The sequence below is a fragment of the Vibrio nitrifigilis genome (assembly GCF_015686695.1).
In the GTDB taxonomy this organism is placed as follows: domain Bacteria; phylum Pseudomonadota; class Gammaproteobacteria; order Enterobacterales; family Vibrionaceae; genus Vibrio; species Vibrio nitrifigilis.
Genome location: NZ_JADPMR010000003.1, coordinates 247,771 through 263,076, shown reverse-complemented (window position 1 = coordinate 263,076; position 15,306 = coordinate 247,771). Strand labels below are relative to the sequence as shown.

General features: G+C 43.2%; 15 protein-coding genes. 9 read left to right on the top strand and 6 right to left on the bottom strand.

What is annotated here, in order from left to right:
• Positions 1–58 precede the first annotated feature (58 nt).
• Entirely contained in the window at positions 59–1,336 is a 1,278-nt protein-coding gene (locus I1A42_RS15165) for a malic enzyme-like NAD(P)-binding protein (protein ID WP_161153564.1), read from the bottom strand.
• 349 nt (positions 1,337–1,685) lie between these two features.
• Entirely contained in the window at positions 1,686–1,904 is a 219-nt protein-coding gene (rpmE, locus tag I1A42_RS15160) for a 50S ribosomal protein L31 (RefSeq protein ID WP_196123952.1), read from the bottom strand.
• A gap of 306 nt (positions 1,905–2,210) precedes the next feature.
• Between rpmE and priA the strand changes: the two genes are divergently transcribed.
• From priA to rraA, 7 genes are all read left to right on the top strand, one after another.
• Positions 2,211–4,415, top strand: a complete 2,205-nt coding sequence (gene priA / locus I1A42_RS15155) for a primosomal protein N' (RefSeq protein ID WP_196123951.1) — start codon at positions 2,211–2,213, stop codon at positions 4,413–4,415.
• A gap of 310 nt (positions 4,416–4,725) precedes the next feature.
• Positions 4,726–5,739, top strand: coding sequence for a DNA-binding transcriptional regulator CytR (cytR, locus tag I1A42_RS15150; RefSeq protein WP_329604835.1), 1,014 nt, complete (start codon positions 4,726–4,728; stop codon positions 5,737–5,739).
• Between the two features lie 154 nt (positions 5,740–5,893).
• Positions 5,894–6,445: an SPOR domain-containing protein gene (locus tag I1A42_RS15145; RefSeq protein WP_196123950.1), complete on the top strand. Its 552-nt coding sequence runs from the start codon at positions 5,894–5,896 to the stop codon at positions 6,443–6,445.
• A 181-nt stretch (positions 6,446–6,626) separates the two neighbouring features.
• Positions 6,627–7,193 carry an ATP-dependent protease subunit HslV gene (hslV, locus tag I1A42_RS15140; RefSeq protein WP_161153569.1) on the top strand — a complete coding sequence of 189 codons (567 nt, stop codon included), beginning with the start codon at positions 6,627–6,629 and terminating at the stop codon, positions 7,191–7,193.
• 40 nt (positions 7,194–7,233) lie between these two features.
• On the top strand, positions 7,234–8,568 hold the full coding sequence (gene hslU, locus I1A42_RS15135) for an HslU--HslV peptidase ATPase subunit (RefSeq protein WP_161153570.1): 1,335 nt from the start codon (positions 7,234–7,236) through the stop codon (positions 8,566–8,568).
• Between the two features lie 105 nt (positions 8,569–8,673).
• A complete protein-coding gene (locus I1A42_RS15130) occupies positions 8,674–9,591 on the top strand; it encodes a 1,4-dihydroxy-2-naphthoate polyprenyltransferase (RefSeq protein WP_196123949.1) in 918 nt (305 codons plus the stop codon).
• A gap of 74 nt (positions 9,592–9,665) precedes the next feature.
• The gene (gene rraA / locus I1A42_RS15125) at positions 9,666–10,199 is read left to right on the top strand and encodes a ribonuclease E activity regulator RraA (protein WP_161153572.1); all 534 of its coding nucleotides are present in this window, start codon (positions 9,666–9,668) and stop codon (positions 10,197–10,199) included.
• 49 nt (positions 10,200–10,248) lie between these two features.
• Here rraA and I1A42_RS15120 read toward each other — a convergent pair whose 3' ends face one another.
• Positions 10,249–11,616: an MATE family efflux transporter gene (locus tag I1A42_RS15120; protein WP_196123948.1), complete on the bottom strand. Its 1,368-nt coding sequence runs from the start codon at positions 11,614–11,616 to the stop codon at positions 10,249–10,251.
• Between the two features lie 155 nt (positions 11,617–11,771).
• Positions 11,772–12,542 carry a triose-phosphate isomerase gene (tpiA, locus tag I1A42_RS15115; protein ID WP_196123947.1) on the bottom strand — a complete coding sequence of 257 codons (771 nt, stop codon included), beginning with the start codon at positions 12,540–12,542 and terminating at the stop codon, positions 11,772–11,774.
• A gap of 374 nt (positions 12,543–12,916) precedes the next feature.
• Between tpiA and I1A42_RS15110 the strand changes: the two genes are divergently transcribed.
• Positions 12,917–13,264 carry a 5-carboxymethyl-2-hydroxymuconate Delta-isomerase gene (locus I1A42_RS15110; RefSeq protein WP_161153575.1) on the top strand — a complete coding sequence of 116 codons (348 nt, stop codon included), beginning with the start codon at positions 12,917–12,919 and terminating at the stop codon, positions 13,262–13,264.
• Between the two features lie 28 nt (positions 13,265–13,292).
• Complete coding sequence (locus I1A42_RS15105) at positions 13,293–13,760, top strand: DUF805 domain-containing protein (RefSeq protein WP_161153576.1); 468 nt, start codon at positions 13,293–13,295, stop codon at positions 13,758–13,760.
• 76 nt (positions 13,761–13,836) lie between these two features.
• On the opposite strand, the gene I1A42_RS15100 is transcribed toward I1A42_RS15105, so the two are convergent.
• Complete coding sequence (locus I1A42_RS15100) at positions 13,837–14,172, bottom strand: DUF3135 domain-containing protein (protein ID WP_196123946.1); 336 nt, start codon at positions 14,170–14,172, stop codon at positions 13,837–13,839.
• A gap of 195 nt (positions 14,173–14,367) precedes the next feature.
• Positions 14,368–15,018 carry a helix-turn-helix transcriptional regulator gene (locus I1A42_RS15095; RefSeq protein ID WP_196123945.1) on the bottom strand — a complete coding sequence of 217 codons (651 nt, stop codon included), beginning with the start codon at positions 15,016–15,018 and terminating at the stop codon, positions 14,368–14,370.
• Between the last annotated feature and the right edge of the window lie 288 nt (positions 15,019–15,306).

Here is a 15,306-nt window from a genome sequence, read left to right as displayed (position 1 = left end):
GTTGGGGGCTTTTGCATTTAGGGATAAGCATTACTCAATATTGCTTATTAGTCAGACCTTAGTCTTCCATGTAACCTGCTGGTAGCTCGATACGAGCAACACCTGAGTCTACTGCAGCTTGAGCCACTGCGCGAGCAACACGAGGAAGTAGGCGTGCATCCATTGGTTTTGGAATGATGTAATCAGGACCAAAGCTCAGTGATTCAACACCCGCTGCTTTTAGTACGTTTGCAGGAACGTCTTCTTTTGCTAATGAGCGAATTGCTTCAACCGCAGCCAATTTCATTTCAATGTTGATTTCTCTCGCGCGAACATCTAGAGCGCCGCGGAAAATGAATGGGAAACATAATACGTTGTTAACCTGGTTAGGGTAGTCACTACGGCCTGTGCCCATAATCATGTCTGGACGAGCTGTTTGAGCTAATTCAGGTTTGATTTCTGGATCTGGGTTAGAACATGCAAAGATAACTGGTTTATCAGCCATCAGCTTGATCTGTTCTTCTGTAAGCAGGTTAGGACCTGATACACCAAGGAATAGATCCGCACCTTCAATAACATCAGTCAGAGTGCGTTTGTCAGTGTTGCTCGCAAAGCGCTGTTTGTGTTCATTGATGTCGCTACGACGAGTATGAATCACACCTTTACGGTCTAACATGTAGATTTTTTCACGCATTGCACCGCATTGGATAAGCAATTCCATACATGCAACCGCTGCAGCACCAGCACCAAGACAAACGATGGTACATTCTTCAAGTTTTTTACCTTGAAGTTCGATAGCGTTCAGCATACCTGCTGCGGTTACGATTGCTGTACCGTGTTGGTCATCGTGGAATACTGGCACATCACAACGTTCAATCAGGCGACGTTCGATTTCGAAACAATCAGGTGCTTTAATGTCTTCTAGGTTGATGCCGCCGAATGTATCCGCAATGTTAGCAACCGTATCAACGAACTCGTCGATAGTGCGGTGTTTTACTTCGATGTCGATAGAGTCGATACCAGCAAAGCGTTTGAATAGTAGCGCCTTACCTTCCATTACTGGTTTAGAGGCAAGCGGACCTAAGTTACCTAGGCCTAGGATTGCGGTACCGTTTGAGATAACGGCAACGGTGTTACCTTTACCTGTGTATTTGTAAACGTTTTCTACGTTTTGCGCGATTTCACGCACTGGCTCTGCAACACCTGGGCTATAAGCTAGAGATAAGTCTTCAGCAGAGTCCGCAGGTTTAGTCAAAGAGATCGCAATTTTACCTGGAGTTGGTATTGCGTGGTAATCAAGGGCTTTTTGGCGAAACTGTTCTTCTGCAGTCAGTTCCTGTTGATTGTCATTGGACATAGCTGTTCTCTGTTATTGTTTGTAGAAAAGCCGACCATTCTAAAGCAGTAATTTGACGCTGCATAGCGGCAAAATGACTACTTTTTCGCAGAAAATAGAGAGATAAGACCAGATAAAATAAGGCAAAGGTTTGCGCGAAAGGAGGAAAGTTCTTTTTTATAATTTCTTCTTATATCAGGTTATAAAAAGTTAGATGATTTATATCGCTAGCAATAAGCCGATTCCCAGCCGGTGTGGGCCTGATTTGTGTTTGTTGATGGCGCTCTGAATCTTGAGGTTATGTGGGGGGATATAAACAAAAAGGACGCTAAAAGCGCCCTTTTCTAATTCGTTCAATATCTGAAAGCAATTATTTTTTGCTAGATAGAGTACCGAAACGTTTGTTGAAGCGATCAACACGACCACCGGTATCAACGATACGTTGTTTACCAGAGTAGAATGGGTGACATTTGTCACAAACGTCTAGATGAAGAGTGTCTTTGTCTAGAGTTGATTTGAAAACGAAAGTGTTGCCGCAAGAACAGTTTGCAGTTACTTCTTTGTATTCTGGGTGGATACCAGCTTTCATGGGATAACCTCAAATTAGGCCGTGTCGCTATCCAAATCGATGTTGGACACCACACGTATTGTTAATGATAAAGTGCAAAATAACTGCTATTAGTAAGCAGCTACCTTGTAAGGCGCGATATAATAAAGAATCATCACTCTCGGATCAACTCATTTTGCCGCTATTTTCGCCATTTTTATGGTTTAATGGGAGGTGGCTGGTTCAGGGAATTAGCCTTTACTCATTAAGTATAGGATAGATAGTCGAATTTGTAGTCTGCATCTATTAGACTGTGCGCTGTGATTCGCAATTCCAGACCTAACAACTATGCGCCCATCGATTGCCCGAGTGGCATTACCCGTTCCACTTGATAAACAGTTTGACTATGTGGTTCCACCGCATCTATTTCCTATCATTGGTGGGCGTGTTTCTGTGCCATTTGGGCGCCAAACATTAGTGGGTATTGTCACTGCGTTGGTCAACGAGTCCGATTTTCCTCGTGAGCAGTTAAAACCAATTAAGTCCGTTCTAGATACCCAACCTGTGTGGCCCGATCCGCTATTTGGTTTATTGCAGTGGTGTAGCCAATTTTATCAACACCCTCTCGGTGACACTTTGGCGAACGCAATGCCAACATTGTTGCGTAAAGGGAAAGAGGCTAATTTTGCTGCTCTTCGAGAATGGCGATTAACGGAGATCGGTCGTAATCAGCTCATGGCGGGATTTGATAAACGAGCAGTGCAACAGGCCCGTTTAATGTATCGCTTAGAAAGTGAGCCAGTGTCTCATCAAACGTTAGTGGAAGAAGAGTTTTCTTCGACGATGTTAAAAGCTGTAGAAAAAAAAGGTTGGATCGAAATGCAAGAGCGCCAACCTACAATTAAAGCTTGGCCAAAGCATATAGAAGCGGATGTTGATAAACCTAAGTTGAACCAAGAGCAGGCTGTGGCGATTGCTTCGGTAAACTCACAGCCGGGATTTGGCTGTTATCTACTGCAGGGGGTGACGGGTTCAGGTAAAACCGAAGTGTATCTGAATATGATTAAACCTGTGCTCGATAAAGGGCGTCAGGCGTTAGTACTCGTGCCTGAAATCGGTTTAACACCACAAACCATTAATCGCTTTAAACGCCGGTTTAATGTTCCAGTCAGTGTTATTCACTCGGGGCTCAATGATACCGAGCGCTTGAATGCGTGGCTGAGTGCTCGTGATAAAGCGGCTGGGATTGTTATCGGTACACGCTCTGCGTTACTCACGCCTTTTTCTGATCTCGGCATTATTATTGTGGATGAGGAGCATGATGCTTCCTACAAGCAGCAAGACAGTTTGCGCTATCATGCTCGTGATGTTGCGGTGATGAGGGCTGCGAAAGAAAACATCCCAATTATTTTAGGCTCTGCAACACCAGCGTTAGAAACTCTCCATAACGCGTTAACCGGTAAGTATCATCATTTACAATTAACTCAGCGTGCGGGACTCTCGACACCGACGACGAACCATGTTTTGGATGTGAAGGGGCTGTATTTAGAAAGTGGTTTATCTGCACCGTTAATTGCGCAAATGCGTCGTCATCTTCAAGCGGGCAACCAAGTTCTGTTATTTCTCAACCGGCGCGGATTTTCTCCTGCTTTGATGTGCCATGAGTGTGGTTGGATTGCTGACTGCCAAAGGTGTGACGCTTATTACACCTATCATCAGAATAGCCATGAAATGCGGTGCCATCACTGCGGTTCTCAAAGACCTGTGATTCATCAATGTCAAAGTTGTGGATCCACTCACCTAGTTACTGTCGGGGTGGGAACGGAGCAGTTAGAGAATCAATTAGCTGAACTTTTTCCTGAATATAAGACAATCCGTATCGATCGCGATAGCACAAGACGTAAGGGAAGCTTAGAAAGTGCTCTTACGGCAATTCGTAATGGCGAATATAAAATTTTGATTGGCACTCAAATGCTCGCGAAAGGGCATCACTTCCCGGATGTTACTATGGTCGCTCTGTTAGATGTGGATGGGTCGTTGTATAGCAGCGATTTTCGCGCAGCCGAGCGTTTTGCCCAGTTGTTTACTCAGGTAGCAGGACGAGCAGGAAGGGCGAGTAAGCCGGGTGAAGTTTATTTACAGACCCACCATCCGGAACATGCGTTGCTCCAGGCTCTATTAACCAAAGATTACAATCACTTTGCGCAAAGTGCCTTAGAGGAACGTAAGTTAGCGATGTTACCGCCGTATACATTTTTGACGTTATTAAGAGCAGAAGCGAATAATTCGCAGCAGGTCGAAGATTTCTTACGTCAAGTGCGCCATACCTTAGAAAGTAATCCGATATTTGATGATACATGTTTGGTGTTAGGCCCAACGCCAGCTCCATTAGCAAAAAGGGCAGGAAAGTTTCGTTGGCAGTTACTGATTCAGACGCAAACACGCTCAATGATGCAAAAATGGTTGATCAGTGCTCGTCCTGCTATCAATATGCTACCTGTTGCTAACAAGATTAGGTGGACTTTAGACATTGAACCGCAAGATCTTTCATGAAAAATCAAGATTGTTTGCTAACCTTAAAGGGATGGAAACAATTAAACGTGATGGAATTCACGCTAATAGTGTAAAATTTGTTAATCTAAGCGTAACCTACTCATTAGTAGTTCATTAGACTTAAGTAAAGTATTCCTTCAGTGGCCGTTGGGGCTGCTGAGTTGTTTTTGAGCCCATGCATTCGCATATTAAGCAAGGTGTATCCATTATTGTGATGCCTTATATGTCAGCCTCGCTTTTAGGACGATGTGGGTAAACGATAACGATAAGAAAAGTGCGTTTGCACTGTCCAGGATAGAGAAAGAGGGTTATTTATATGGCGACAATGAAGGATGTTGCCCAGCTTGCTGGAGTGTCAACGGCAACGGTATCCCGTGCCTTGATGAATCCAGAGAAAGTCTCTTCTTCTACTCGTAAACGAGTTGAAGAAGCAGTCTTAGAAGCGGGCTATTCTCCCAATTCTTTAGCTAGAAATCTGCGCCGTAACGAATCGAAAACGATCGTCACCATCGTACCAGATATTTGTGATCCCTATTTTACTGAGATCATTCGTGGCATCGAAGATGCAGCCATGGAGCATGGATATCTTGTACTATTAGGCGATAGTGGCCAGCAAAAGAAACGAGAGAACTCATTCGTCAATCTCGTATTTACCAAGCAAGCCGACGGTATGTTACTCCTTGGAACGGATTTACCATTTGATGTGAGTAAACCAGAACAAAAGAACTTGCCGCCGATGGTGATGGCATGTGAATTTGCGCCTGAACTAGAGTTACCTACGGTTCACATCGACAATTTAACTTCCGCTTTTGAGGCTGTGAACTACTTGACCCAAATGGGACACAAGCGAGTAGCTGAAATTGCTGGCCCCGATCAGGCGGCGCTGTCTTCATTCCGCCATCAAGGTTATCAGCAAGCATTACGTCGAGCGGGGATTACGATGAATCCTACGTATTGTTTTAAAGGCGATTTTTCCTTTAAAGATGGCGTAAAAGCGGTGAAACAGTTATTGGCACTGCCTGAGCCGCCAACCGCGATTTTTTGTCACAACGACACGATGGCAATCGGTGCTATCCAAGAAGCTAAACGTCTCGGTTTGCGTGTTCCTCAAGATTTATCCGTTGTGGGCTTCGATGATATTCAGTTTGCTGAATATTGTGATCCACCACTGACGACGATCTCACAGCCGCGATATGAAATTGGTCGCCAAGCAATGTTGATGATGTTGGAATTATTACGTGGTCATGATGTGCAGGCTGGTTCTCGTTTGCTTGAAACCAAATTAATCGTACGAGAAAGTGCTGCGCCACCACGAGTTGTGTAGTGCTGACAAGTGATCTGATGCTGTGGTTAATTCAATACGACATACTCTAAATTGATTAGGTAGCGCATTTTTATGCGCTACATTAGCTTTTCGTTTGTTTTCTATACGTAAACTGAATTAACATGTGGACCAAATTGTCAATTATTGAATTCTTGTGGCTAATAAAGATTATGTAAGACGAGGTCGTAGTCCTAAAAAGCCGACCCCAAAAAAAACGTCGCCTAAAGGTAAACCGTGGAAAAGTGGTTTACTTGCTATTATTGCTGTCGGAGCCTTTGGCTATGGATTGTATATTCTCAATAGCGATCCCACACCAAAAACTCCACCTGCTGCAGTCTCGACTCCTGTTAAGCCAGTGAAGCAAAAATCATCTAACGATGATCTTCCACCGCCACCAACCGAAAAGTGGGATTATGTGGATACGTTGCCAAGTCGCGAGATTGAAGTGGTACCTAAGGAATTAAAAGTTTCAAAGATTCCTTACATCATGCAATGCGGTGCATTTAAAACCATGCATCAAGCGGAAGAGCGTAAGGCACGAATCGCATTTGTGGGACTGACCAGTAAAATTCGAAAAACAGAAGGTAGTAGCTGGTTCCGAATTGTTCTTGGTCCCTATAAGTTCAAACGTGAAGCTGAGAAAGATAAGCATAAATTGCAGCGTTCGAAGATTGAGCCTTGTTTGATTATGAAAGACAACTTGTAATCTCCTATCCAAATGTCATCGAGAGATGAATCCTCATTTTCTCGATGGCATTTTTGTTGAATCGCCATCGAGTCTTGACCGAATCTTGAAATAGCTTTCAATTCTTTCCCCTTGAATTTCCTTCTAAGCAGCCATATATATCCTCTTAACTCCATAGTGAAAAAAGATAAGAGGCCCTCACGTGACTACCATCGTTTCTGTACGTCGTAACAATAAAGTCGTTATCGCGGGTGACGGACAAGTATCGCTGGGTAATACAGTGATGAAAGGCAACGCGAAGAAAGTTCGTCGCCTTTACAACAATAAAGTACTTGCTGGTTTCGCTGGTGGTACTGCGGATGCATTTACTTTGTTTGAGCGTTTTGAAGGCAAGCTACAGATGCACCAAGGCCATCTAACTAAAGCGGCAGTTGAGTTAGCCAAAGATTGGCGCAGTGATCGCGCGTTACGTAAATTGGAAGCGATTCTAGCGGTAGCAGACGAGACAGCATCTCTCATCATTACTGGTAATGGTGATGTACTTCAGCCTGAACATGATCTTATTGCGATTGGTTCCGGTGGTAATTTTGCCCAAGCTGCTGCGATTGCGATGTTAGAAAACACCGATTTAGATGCACGTGAAATTGCTGAAAAAGCGTTAAAAATAGCGGGGGACATTTGTGTGTTCACCAACCAATACCATACTATTGAAGAACTAGAAATTCCTGAGGATAGCCAAGCTGTGGCGGCTCTTCCACAAGGTGAATAACCAAAGATAGTAATTTGTAACTGAATTTTAAGGATTTCCTATGTCTGAGATGACTCCTCGCGAGATAGTTGATGAACTAAACCGCCACATTATTGGTCAGGACAACGCAAAACGTGCGGTTGCTTTGGCATTACGTAACCGCTGGCGCCGTATGCAGCTAAGCGAAGATTTACGTGCTGAAGTGACGCCTAAAAATATTTTAATGATTGGCCCAACGGGTGTGGGTAAAACAGAAATAGCTCGTCGTTTAGCAAAACTTGCAAATGCACCATTCATTAAGGTAGAAGCAACTAAGTTCACTGAGGTGGGCTACGTAGGTAAAGAAGTCGATACCATTATCCGTGATTTAACCGAAGTCGCGGTAAAAATGACTCGCCAGCAAGCGATGGAAAAAGTGAAGTTCCGCGCAGAAGAACTAGCAGAAGAACGTATTTTGGATGCGTTGTTGCCTCCAGCACGTGATGCATGGGGTCAAGTGGATGAGAAAGATGGACAACATTCCTCGACTCGCCAATCGTTCCGTAAAAAACTTCGTGAAGGCCAACTAGACGATAAAGAAATCGAAATCGATGTTGCTGCTCCACAAATGGGCGTAGAAATTATGGCGCCTCCAGGTATGGAAGAAATGACCAACCAGCTACAAGGTCTGTTCCAAAACATGGGTGGTGACACGAAGAAAAAACGCAAACTTAAAATCAAAGATGCGTTGAAAGCGTTGATTGAAGAAGAAGCGGCTAAGTTAGTTAACATGGATGAGTTGAAAGATCAGGCGATCTTCAACGTTGAAAACCATGGTATCGTGTTTATCGATGAAGTGGATAAGATTTGTAAACGTGGTGAAGCGTCTGGTCCTGATGTTTCTCGTGAAGGTGTGCAACGTGACTTGCTACCGTTAATTGAGGGCAGCACCGTGACGACAAAACATGGCATGGTACGTACCGACCATATTCTGTTTATCACATCGGGTGCATTCCAAGTTGCGAAACCATCGGACTTGATTCCTGAATTACAAGGTCGTCTTCCTATTCGTGTCGAGTTAAGTGCGTTATCAAGTGATGACTTCCGTCGTATTTTGACTGAGCCTCGTGCGTCATTGACAGAGCAGTATTCTGCATTATTAAAAACAGAGAACGTCGATGTCACCTTTACCGAAGATGGCATTAAGCAGATTGCTGAAGCAGCTTGGAAGGTGAATGAAACCACTGAAAATATCGGTGCTCGTCGTCTGCACACTGTGATGGAGCGTTTAATGGATGATATTTCCTTTGATGCAACTGACAAATCTGGTGAAAGTTTTGAAGTGAACGCCGATTATGTGAAGTCTCGCCTTGGTGAATTGGTTGAAGATGAAGATTTAAGTCGTTTTATTCTTTGATAAATTGATCAAAAACAAAACATTGTAGCCCGCCTGTTAAGGCGGGCTTTTTTCTGTTCACAATTGCGCATATACTGGCAATATGTTGATCAATATCTCGTAATCATGAATAACTCATTGCACATTTGGCTCGACGCTGCTCGACCAAAAACATTGCCACTGGCACTAGTATCCATACTTACTGGTAGCGCTCTTGCGTTTTCAACTGGTCATTTTTCTTGGCCTGTCGCGTTATTATCTTTGTTAACAGCCACTTTGTTACAGATTCTTTCTAACTTAGCTAATGATTATGGTGATGCAGTAAAAGGAACCGATAACGACAAGCGTTTAGGCCCAATGCGTGCGCTACAATCTGGTGCAGTGACCTTAAAGGATATGAAACAAGCGATATATATTAATATCGTATTAACAGTTGTTGCTGGTCTTGGTTTAGTTCTTTACGCATTAGATAGCTTTGAAAGTATTATCGCTTTCATTGGTTTAGGTGTTCTGGCTATGGCTGCAGCCATCGCTTACACCGTGGGTAATAAACCATACGGTTACGTGGGGTTAGGGGATTTATCCGTCTTTATCTTCTTTGGTTTACTTGGTGTATCAGGAACTTACTTTTTACACACGGGTCATATTGATGGTGCATTGTTCTTACCAGCTTTAGGGTGTGGTTTATTAGCAGTCGCTGTTCTTAATATTAATAACATGCGCGATATCGAGAATGATGCTGAATGTGGTAAACGTACCGTAGCGGTTCGCCTTGGCCAAGATTTGGCTAAACGTTATCACTTTGTGTTACTGGCTGGTGCTGTTGTCGCATTTGCGTGTTACTTATTGATGCAAGGTAAGCCTGTATGGATTAGCGTCCCATTTTTGCTTAGCCTTATTTCGGTCACTAAACACAGCCGCGAGCTGTGGGCCACACAACAGCCAGCAGAAATCGCTCCTATGTTACCGGTCATTGTAAAGTGCTCAATTATTACTAACCTATTGTTTGTTGGTGTCGTTATTGCACAAACTCTGACAAGTTAATTTGAATTGAGTCATTGCAATGACTTATTGACTCTATATACTCGTTGTTAGGCTTTCACAGAGAGAACTAGGCTATGGAATACAACACCTCAGCGCTATGTGATATCTATCTCGATCAGGTCGATGTCGTGGAACCCATGTTCAGCAACTTTGGCGGTAGTGCCTCGTTTGCTGGTCAAGTCACCACTGTTAAATGCTTTGAAGATAACGGATTAATCCGTGAAGCATTAGAACAAGATGGCTTAGGGCGGGTTTTACTCATCGATGGTGGCGGTTCATTACGTCGCGCTTTAATCGACTCAGAAATAGCTGCGCTAGCGGAAGAAAATGAGTGGGAAGGTATTATTGTATACGGTTGCGTTCGAGAGATTGACGACCTAGAGGACATGAATATTGGTATTCAGGCTCTAGCTTCAATTCCTGTGGGGGCTGTGTCTAAGAGCATTGGTGAAGTTGATGTGCCTGTTAATTTTGGTGGCGTCACATTTCTTCCTGAAGATTATATTTATGCCGATAGCACGGGTATTATTTTATCTCAAGAGCCGTTAAATATGGATTTTGAAGATGAAGAAGAAAGTATCCTTGAAGAAGACGAAGAGATCATTTAACTCTTAGCGATATATTGATTTAGGAAAGCCGCGTTTATGACGCGGTTTTTTATTGGTTATTTACAACCTTATTCAATGATGAATTGGGTATATGAATACGTCTTAACCGCAGTGCATAGAGATAACCAAACAGCCCTCCAAATGCATTACCCAGTGCGATACCAAAGAATAACCCTTCTACTCCATACCAAAGTGAGCCAAACCAGGCAAAGGGCAGAGTGAATACAAATAGGCGCAAGAAGCTCCAGACAAACGCTTTATTGGGTTGGTGAAGGGCATTGAGTGCAGATATCAACATCATCACGACACCTTGAAAACCATAACTTAAAGGCACAATCAATAAGTAATGCCATAAGGTTTGCTCAACGGCTTGATCATGAGAAAAGAGCGCCGCGAGCGGAGTGCTTAAAGGTACCATCATAATGAAAACCAGAATCTGAAAAACGATCGAAAAGCGCATGCCCATAAATAATCCAGCAAAACTTCGCTGAGGATTCTTTGCGCCTAAATTTTGCGCGATGAAAGGCGTTAATACTGATGTTAACGACATAATGACCAGTAACAGTATCGATTCAATGCGTTGTGCCGCACCATAGCCAGCGACAGCGGCTGTACCATGAGATGACAGTATCTTCATCAAGAGTGCGCCAGAAATAGGGGTCATTGCGATAGAGAGAGCGGCAGGAGTGCCAATCTTCAAAACCTGAATCCAATCAGTGGGTAATTGCTTGAGATTAGGCAGAGCAATCAATTTGTCGCGTTTAATGAGAATATAAAAGGTACAAATTAGAGCTACGACCCAGGAAATACCACTCGAAATGGCCGCACCTTTGATTCCGAGTTCAGGAAATGGGCCATAGCCGAAGATTAAGAGTGGATCTAAACCGCCGTTAATTGCACCAGAAAAAATCATGATTTTAGCGGGTGTTTTGGTATCTCCAGACGCTCTAATAGCACTGTTACCAGCCATAGGAATGACCAGTAGTGGTACCGCAATATACCAGACTTGCATATAGTCCTGGATCAGCGGTAGCAGGCTTGTTTTCGCACCAAGCAAACTAAATAACGGTGTGATTGAGACCATTCCTGCGACTGAAGCAAGAGTGACAAGCACTACTGCTAACAATAAACCATGAGTTGAAAAGCGAGCGGCGAGATGGTTACTTCCTTGTCCGAGTAAACGACCAATGCTGGTAGATAAACCCACCCCAATTCCCATCGTGATGCAGTTTAAACCAAAGGTGACAGGAAAGGTGTAACTGACAGCGGCAAGAGCTTGCGTTCCGAGCAAGGAGATGAAAAAGGTATCGACTAAATTGAACATGAGCACAGCAACCATACCGAAGATCATCGGTACTGTCATTTGACGTAATACGTTACTAATTGGGGCGGTGAGTAACCCATGTTTATCTTGCATAGAGAACAGCTGTTGCAGAGAGTTGAGGCGATAGGATACGCGAAATTAGCGTTCCACTCTAGAAGATAACCACTATTGCCTGTAGGGAAATGATGGGGTTGATAAACAAAAGGTCAGCGATAAGCTGACCTTTATCATTCACATCAATGTGATGATTAAGCTTTTGCTTCTGCAGCTGCTTTTGCGATAGCAGCAAAGCTGTCTGCTTTAAGAGATGCACCGCCAACTAGAGCGCCGTCGATGTCTGGGTTTTGGAAGTAAGCTAGTGCGTTTTCTGGTTTAACAGAACCACCATATTGGATGATGACTTGTTCAGCCACATCTTTGCTGTGTTTAGCAATGTGTGCACGGATGAATGCGTGTACGCGTTGTGCGTCTTCTGCCGTTGCTGCTTTACCAGTACCGATTGCCCAGATTGGTTCGTAAGCGATGATTGCACCGTTAAATGCTTCAATACCACAGTGGTTGATAACAGCATCGATTTGACGAGAAACAACCGCTTCAGTTTCACCTGCTTCGTTTTGAGCTTCAGATTCACCGATACACAGAACAGGAGTTAGGCCGTTTTCTTTTAGGAAAGCGAATTTTTTAGCTACGAATTCATCAGATTCTTCGTGGTATTCACGACGCTCTGAGTGACCGATGATGATGTGGCTAGCACCAAGGTCTTTAAGCATTTCAGGAGAAACATCACCAGTGAAAGCACCACTGTTGTGGATGTCAGTGTTTTGTGCACCAAGAATTAGCTTGTTACCGCCTTCTTTAACAAGGCCAGCTGCTTGGTCAATGTAAAGTGCTGGTGGAGCGATAACGATATCAACACCTTCAACACCTGCAACTTCAGTGTTCAGTCCGTTTAGTAGCTCAGTTACCATTGCTTTACTACCGTTCAGTTTCCAGTTACCCATCACAACAGGACGACGCATAGGAATATCTCCGATTTCAATGAATGTAAAAAAATAACGACAACGAATATAACAGATAAACCTGGTCAGATCATGACTAGGGTCATGACTTTCAGAGATCTTCTGCATGCAGTTACAGCGTTGTATGAGGAATAAAATGAGTTAGCCGAAAGTGGTTTGGAAATAAAATTACATTCATATGTATTTCCTCTACCAAATGCTCATGAAAAGATGGTTTCGAGCAAAATAGAAAATTGAGAGGGTGATCAGTATTGGTGTAGAGAAGAAACGACAAGCTCTCGGTTTTTATGTTGTTAATTTGTTACCCTGACGCCTTATACCCAATGACCTCAAGTGCAGGACTCAGAGCCTCATTTAACTTAGTGTGGTTATATATGCCTAATTTGATTATGGAATATTCTAATTCAGTCGATGAACGAGTGAATGTGCAGGGACTGTTGGAAGATCTCCACCAAGTGGCATTACAGTCTGGTTTATTTGATATTGGCGCTGTGAAATCAAGAGCATTAAGTTGCCATGATTGGTTAATTGGTGATGAAGGTGATAGCCAAGATTTTATCCATATTACTTTTGAGCTGTTAGATGGCAGAACAATAGAACAGAAAAAAGCGTTAGCGAGTCAGCTGATGTCAGTACTTACGGAACAAGTTAGTCATGTTAGAAGCTTGACGATTAACGTTCGGGAAATGAACCGAGACAGCTTTTTGAAAGTAACAAATTGATTTGGTTAGGTAGCTAGGAATTTAAAGCATGTCTATTAAGTGGTTACTTTTTTCGTTTGAAGGAAGAATCGCACGTAAAACATTCTGGCAGTGGAACCTTTTATACTACTTTTTTATGTTGTTAGTGCTTGGTGTTGTAACGCGATTTTTTCCTATGGTGTCGGGTTTTGTTGTCCCAATATTTTGGATCTTAGTGTTATTTCCAGATTTGGCTGTTACGTCGAAGCGTTGGCATGATAGAAATAAAGGGAATGGTTGGTTGTTACTTAACTTACCGCTGATTTTGGGCCGTATTGCTTTTCCTATGGCAGAACGTGTGTCTGATCCTGTCTCGTCGCAGCCATCACTTTTTAGTAGTGTGCTTGCGATTGTTGGTGTGGTCTGCGGTGCTTGGATCTTTATTGAATGCGGTTTGTTACGTGGTTCTGTTGGTAAAAATGCGTATGGAGAAGAACCGTCAACATTAAGTAATGGTGCTACAGCAGATGAATCATGAGAAGGGTTCTATGCAATGAATATGACATAAAAGGAGGCGAGTTTGGCCTCCTTTTTGATGTCTGACTGTCACAGTGTTAGTGTAGGTTTCCAGTTTGGCGGAACGGAATAATTTCTGCTTGTCCTTGTTTTTCAACTTCACCATCCAACGCCCCTTTGAACTTGGCCATTTGTTCGCTGAGTTCGCGCATTAAGGTGACATTGGTATGATCTGGGTTTTTACATTTACTGACCACCAAATCAATGTGGCTCTGTTGAGCCCATAATCGCTGTTGCATTTTGTTTGAAGCTGATTGAATCATTTCTTCGCACATGTCGCGTTTAAATTGAGCAAAAGCCTCAGGATCCTTTTGAGCCAAGTCGACCATCTCCTCGAAAGGAGGGAGAACTTGGTGGCATGGGTTACTAGCCATAGCTGACTCCTCTACAATTATTATTCGACAGCCACACTGCTATCAGTCTAAGCATAAGCAAAGTTGTAGAGGTTTGGTTGAAAAAGCAGCGTTATTCTCAGCTGTGAGATTTATTCCTTAGTGATACGATAAAGAGCTATACCCAATGGCTTAAAGATTCAGGGGGGCAGATCTCGTCCATGAGCACAGTGATATTTAATCACGGAAGGAATGGTCATTCCCTTTCAACGTGATTGGAGCAATAAGGTATGAACAGCGACGCTGACCTTCAATAATATGTTCGGTACGTTCTACGTGATAATCTGCACCGAGCAATTTTTGGAATATGGTGAGTTCTGAGGTGCATAGGCTAGGGCAACGTTTTGCTGCTTTACAGATGGGGCAATGATTTTCATAGAGCACGTAGCCGTACTCCGTCGATTCAAATTCCGCCATGTAGCCTTCACTTTCACGAAGACTGACTAAAGTGGCCACTTTTTCTTCTAAGGTCTGACAATCAGCAAGAGCGTCTTGATATTGGGATAGCGTTTTTGCTTCGCGTTCAGCCGCTACTTTTGCCAAACCTTCTGATCCAAACAGATGTTCAACAGCTTCAATCACTTGAATAGTGAGTTCACCATGGCGATCCGTGAAGCGATCATGACCTTGTTGAGTTAAAGACCAATGGCGAGTTGGACGCCCCACTTTTACTTTGACGTCATGGAACGCAAGAATGCCTTCTTCTTCTAAGCTCTGCAGATGTTGGCGAGCTCCCATTGTCGTAATATTGAGGTCTGTGGCCAATTGTTTTGCAGTGACAGCACCTTCACGTTTGATGGTGTGTAATATTCTGTCAACGGTTTTCATTATGGTCCTCTGTCAGTATTCCGTACTCAGGAGTGACTGTGTCGTCTATATGTGAACATTATGAATTATCATGTTAATAAAGCAAATGATTTACTATATTAGCGTTCACTGACTTTAACGCTAAATATCCCAACGTTAAACGGCGGATTTTGTGGTTTGTCATTCCTATTTTTTGCCCTCATCGACCAATACGACGAATTCTTGCTCGCCAATTGGTTAAGAACTCAACATTTTGTTAAATTAATCACAATTTTTTTTCTTTTTCCCCTTGGGTTAGCCACATTTATC